At 35.0% G+C, this 5609-nt stretch carries 4 protein-coding genes; all 4 read right to left on the reverse strand.

Going from position 1 to position 5609, the window contains the following annotated elements:
- The coding region (locus LDM93_RS11250) for a LamG-like jellyroll fold domain-containing protein (RefSeq protein WP_223892517.1) at window positions 1-2474 on the reverse strand (2474 nt) is incomplete at its 3' end.
- 246 nt (window positions 2475-2720) lie between these two features.
- A complete protein-coding gene (locus LDM93_RS11255) occupies window positions 2721-4235 on the reverse strand; it encodes a GMC oxidoreductase (protein ID WP_223892518.1) in 1515 nt (504 codons plus the stop codon).
- Window positions 4225-4392: a hypothetical protein gene (locus LDM93_RS11260; RefSeq protein WP_223892519.1), complete on the reverse strand. Its 168-nt coding sequence runs from the start codon at window positions 4390-4392 to the stop codon at window positions 4225-4227. Before LDM93_RS11260 ends, LDM93_RS11255 begins: the two co-directional genes overlap by 11 nt.
- Before the next feature lie 152 nt (window positions 4393-4544).
- On the reverse strand, window positions 4545-5609 hold a 1065-nt coding region (locus tag LDM93_RS11265), incomplete at its 5' end, for a GDSL-type esterase/lipase family protein (protein ID WP_223892520.1).

Genomic DNA, 5609 nt, shown 5'->3' on the forward strand with positions numbered 1-5609 from the left:
GTCACAGTATAGACTCCTACAGTATTGATATCTACAGGATTGACTGTCACGATATTTGCTGTGATGTCCCCATCAATGTTATCAGAAGCTGTTGCCCCTTCATCAGTATAGGCAGTTCCCAGCTCTATGGATACATCTGAACCGTTCATTGTGATGACCGGTTTGGTGACGTCAGCTGTATATCCATTCTGATGATAAGCATTTATCTCACTAGCTGATAGTGCACCATCAAAAATAGCTATGTCATCTAATGCACCATCAAACCAATACTTAGTCTCAAACCAACCAATATTTACAGGTTCTGTTCCAACAAAATTAACTGAAGATGTAATAGATGTAGTATTATCTTCTATACCATTAATATACAATCTTATAACACTATTGGCTACATCTTTGACTGCTACTACATGTGTCCATTGAGTACCAGTTATATCAATATCTGCATTACTTATGATATTAGCAGCTCCACCTATAGAAACTATTACTTTATTTCCATCTCTACCAATCCACCATGAGCCATTACCACTGCTTCCGGCATGACGTCCAATAGCAACTTCAATACCATTTGTATTGTTTGGTTTCATCCATAACATTACTGTAAAATTCTGATCAACTGCCCAATCAAAAGAATCATCATCTGGGACATCAAGATCAGAGTTCAATATACTGAAATCCTGAGCATCACCAACCTGCCCTAATATTTGCGTAGGACAACCTGCACTACACATTGCATCTGTAGCACCATTATACTCATCTATATAAGTAGTTGCTCCATCATTTTCATCCAGTTTCCAATAGTGCTGCATGCCACTTGGTAAGGAAGCAGTATCCCTCACTTTTACTACAAAACTCTGAACTACTGTTTGACTAACATTATCTGCAGTCACGTTTACATCATCATTCGCTACAAGAGATGGTGTTCCAGTTATCAAACCTGTATTCGGATCGATATTCATCCATCCTGGATTAAGCGTGATAGCAAATGTTGCCGAGGGATCATTACTGTTGACATCATAAGTATAAGGTGTATTCACTTCTGCTGATATGATAGGAGTAGATATAATTTTGAGGGGTACATTACCATTATCATAATGCTGTTTTATCTGCTCAGCACTCAAAACACCATTGTAAACTCTCATTTCATCCAATGCTCCATCAAACCAATATTTATTAAAAAACCAACCTATATTCACTGGTTCAGTTCCGCTAAAATCAGTTAAAGTTATACCCGTTACACTATTATCTTCAACACCATTAATATAGAGTCTTATCTGATCACTTGCAAAATCTTTAACAGCTACCACATGTGTCCACACATTGCCACTTGTGTCAATATCTGCAATACTCGTAAGAGAATCACCTATAGAAATCTTAACTTTGTTTCCTTCGCGACCGACCCACCATGAGTCATTACCACTAGTTCCCGCATGACGTCCAATAGCAACTTGAAGATTTGTTGTGCTATCTGGTTTCATCCAGAACTCTATAGTAAAGCTATCTCCAGCTGCCCAATCAAACGTTCCATCATCAACCACATTCACTTCAGCAGTACTTCCATCAAACAGCTGGGCATTACTGATGATCCCAGAGGTTTGAGTAGGACAAGCTGTAACACATGTACCATTTGCATCACGATATGTGTCTATATATGGTTCTGTTGCTTCATCTAGTTTCCAATGATGTAGAGGTATATTATCTACAAGTGCCTCATACCACACATTTGCCATCTTCGCATAACCTGTATCATTAGGGTGAAGATCATCTATCATATCTGTAGCATCATAAACAAAGCCTGCACCGTTTTCCATATCTACAATAACAATATCATCTCCATTGGCAATACGTGTATTAGCCATACCTATAACATTATTATTAAATGTAGTGATCTCATTGACAGTTGTATCCGTACATGCATCAGTTGCACCGGCAGCAGTATTGTTCCAATCTTTCCAACAGTTGATAATACGTGAGAGTATTACTTTGACATTGGTATTATTATCGGTTTCATATCTGTCAATTTCTTTCAGTGTATTCGCAACATCAAGAGCACCATTGTCAGTAATTACACCATTAGTACCAATATGTAGCAATACAATATCTGCTGGATTGTTAGTCAAGTAACCATATACATTAGCAGCCATCTCTGCATCTGTTAGCCCATTATGTCCTTCATGGTCAGCATCAGACATTAGTGTTCCTCCAGCATTAAGAGAACCAACAAAATCAACAGTATAACCATCCGTTTGAAGTAATTTCAGAAGATCATCTCTATAAGCAGTACGGTTTGCCTCCGGTATTTCTTCAGCACCACCTAAATTGTATTTATCATCACGATAATTTTCATGTGTGATGGAGTCACCCAATGGCATAATTCTAACCGTCTCTCCAGCAATGAGAGAAAACGACATAAATAAAGGTACTACCATACCTACCAATAACATCTTTTTAAACAAACCAACTCTATAATTCCGCATATCTAATCCTTTTAGAATATTCAATTGTCATCATTTTGGTTTAAAAATAAGTATATCTATTTCAACGCTCCTATTATAAATCATAGACGTCTATAACATTGTCCAATATAATAGTCTACTACAAATATTATAAATATAAAGAATATAAAATTAGTTTAAATTATTATTAATCTAATAATAAAAGAAGTAAAATTTGAAACAAAAAATAGTCAACTGTTTTTAATTCATTCATATAAAAAGCATTATCTAAACTGTCGAATATGTAGTGTTAAGATGATCAGCTAATCGTAACGTCATTTGAATGATAGTAAATGTTGGGTTGACATGCCCTGTTGTTGCGAATACACTACTTCCTGCTATATATAAATTATCTATACCAAAAACCTTCTGATTTTTATCTACTACACCTTCATAAGGGGTTGCCCCCATACGTGTCGTACCCATATGATGATTACCGCCAACTTCCTGGGGAAAGCCTGGAAATTTTGTATCCCTCGAAAGTATCCAGTCATCAATCTTCATTCGACCCAAATTACGCTCCACAAATAATTTTCCAAAACACATTGTTGCTTTTTGAAATGTAAATTTATCCGTTTCCTGTAATTTCCAATTTACTACTGCTCGTTTCAAGCCCAATTTATCGACTTCAGATCCAATGGTAATCCTACTTTCCGGATTGGGAGTCTGTTCTGCTACTACTCTAATGGCACCATCATTATGACAACGATTCCCTAGCATGTCACGCGACCAGTCTGTAGAGCATAGTATATGACGTATCTTCTCTTTAAAAGTAAGTATAGAATCATAAAGCCCCAAACTAGGTTCAACACGTAATCCAAAATTAAGCACTTTTTGCTGTTTTTGAAATTTTTCAGATGGTCGAAACAAAGTAGTTCTAAATTCATCACTCCATTCTGGTTTCTTAGAAGCAAATACTTTTGTAATATGATCATCTACAATAAAAGATCCTGTAACAAAATGTGGATGGTCTGAAAAAAAACGTCCAACTAAATCATTGTTGTTACCTATACCATTTTTACTCTGTTTATTAAAGTTTAATAATAAACGTGCATTTTCAATGCCACCAGTCGCTAAAATATAAATTTTAGCTTTAGCACTAAACACTTTACATCTATAATTTTTTATTTCAATATTATTGATACTTGATAAATTATCTAAAAGCGTCATATCGGTCAAATTAGCATTTACATAACAAGTAATATTTTCTCGATTTTCCAATTCGGATTTGTATTTATCTCTAAAGTTTGTAGCAGGAGAACTCCATCGAAACTTAAACTCATTTAGATCTTTATCTCCTTTTTCTAAAATATCATTCCATCCTTTATAATTAATTGATTGTGGGTTTTTAGGAAGGTTGACAATGAACCTTGCTTCTTTATCATAAGGGTCAAGATCAGTTTTTTCAATAGGCCATCCACTATATTTTACAAAATCTCTTTTCTTAAAATCACATTTCTCGAAAGGTGCACACCACCCTCCCCACCAATTTGTTGTTCCTCCAAGCCAGCGTGCCCTAGAAGTATCTAATTCAAAGTATTCATGGCCAACATTTTTACCTTTATATATTTCTTGGGATTCATTAGAAAATTCAAAACCACCACCTTCAAGAAGAAGAATATTAAAGTTTTTTTTAAGATATATTGCTAAAGTAATACCCGCAGCACCTGCTCCAATAATGCATATATCAAATGTTTTATCTTTGAAAGGATCATTGTTAATTTCATTTAAATCATATATCATTTAAATCTTCTTTCTTCAACAACCATCCATTTATAAATATATATTCTTCTTCATTTTTTATTTTGCTTGAAGAAAATAAACTAAAAGGCATAGTAAAAAGTAATGCCATTCTTCCAAAATAAGAAAAAAACCTACGTCTAGAACTATTCTTTTCCATCTTTCCACTCCAATATTTAATTGTATAATTATTAAATACTACTATCATTATACTTAAGTAAATTTTATGCTTAAGTTTTTAAAAAACTGCAGAATAATAAACAAATATTTCTCTTACACATTAATTACAATAAATAGACTACATGCCAAAAATTACTGACTAAGGACATTACTCCACAAATCAGCTATAGACCGATATCCAAAGCCATTAGGATGAAGGTTGTCAAAATATTCATTTATATATGCATCTCTAAAGTAGGTATATAAATCAGGTGATGCAATTGTAATATTGTTAGATGGTTTAGCAACCAACTCATCAATGGCCTCATTGAAGTCTCTGGCTTTAACATTTCTGTATCCCTCTTCTATAGGGTCACTGTAGTCACCTGAAGTAGAGGATGTTCCAAGGGCAAACGGTATTTTTGCTATAGCAGCCTTTTTACCAGCATTGTTAATAAGGTCTATCATCTGTTGTATATAGTCCTTATAGGTACCATCATAGCCATTATCTCCGATATTCAGTCCTTTTCCACTCTCTAAGGGAGCTGATGAGATTGAGCTGGTATTGTTGGTGCCGTATAAAAGCAGAATGGTTGTAGCCTCTGGGTACTTTGCAAGTATGGAAGGAAGACGAGCAAGTCCTTCTTGTGTAGTCTCTCCGTTTATACCCTCATTAATCACACTGTTTGGATAGTCTCTAAATAAACTAAGATAATCATTCAGAAGCGGTGCAAAACCACCGCCTGCATTACGACCATCTGATGAAATATCATCAAAGTCTATATCATCCCCATGGCCATAGGTAATACTGTCACCCACAGCAACCAGGATATCCCCTCTAGCGACATTCACTACTTGGTCATGATTTTCTACTCCTGCTTGTATGATATCATTCTCATTAATGATATAAGCATCAAGTGTATGTTCCTTCATGCTAATGTTAGAAAATATAGTTTCATAAGGATCTATATTATCTATCATTTGCTGTTCTTCCGCAGTATTCTCATCTAAAATAAATAATACCCCCCAACCATTTTGTAGATTTGAAGCAGTTGCTTTTACTAAAAGTGAACTGTCAGACTGAATGTGCTTACTAACTGGAGAGGTTATATGAAGACCTGATGTTGAGCCAACATAGAGTATATTATCAAAGTAGGCATCCTGCTGTGTAACTGCAACAGAGAAAGAACTCACTGCAATAGCAGTGGTATCACTGTT

Origin of the sequence: Sulfurovum sp. TSL6, assembly GCF_019972115.1 — a bacterium.
In the GTDB taxonomy this organism is placed as follows: domain Bacteria; phylum Campylobacterota; class Campylobacteria; order Campylobacterales; family Sulfurovaceae; genus Sulfurovum.

Excerpts from the sequence above, each read along its gene's own strand:
- LDM93_RS11255 (WP_223892518.1), bottom strand. The coding sequence starts at position 4,235 with ATGATATATGATTTAAATGAAATTAACAATGATCCTTTCAAAGATAAA.
- LDM93_RS11260 (WP_223892519.1), bottom strand. The coding sequence starts at position 4,392 with ATGGAAAAGAATAGTTCTAGACGTAGGTTTTTTTCTTATTTTGGAAGA.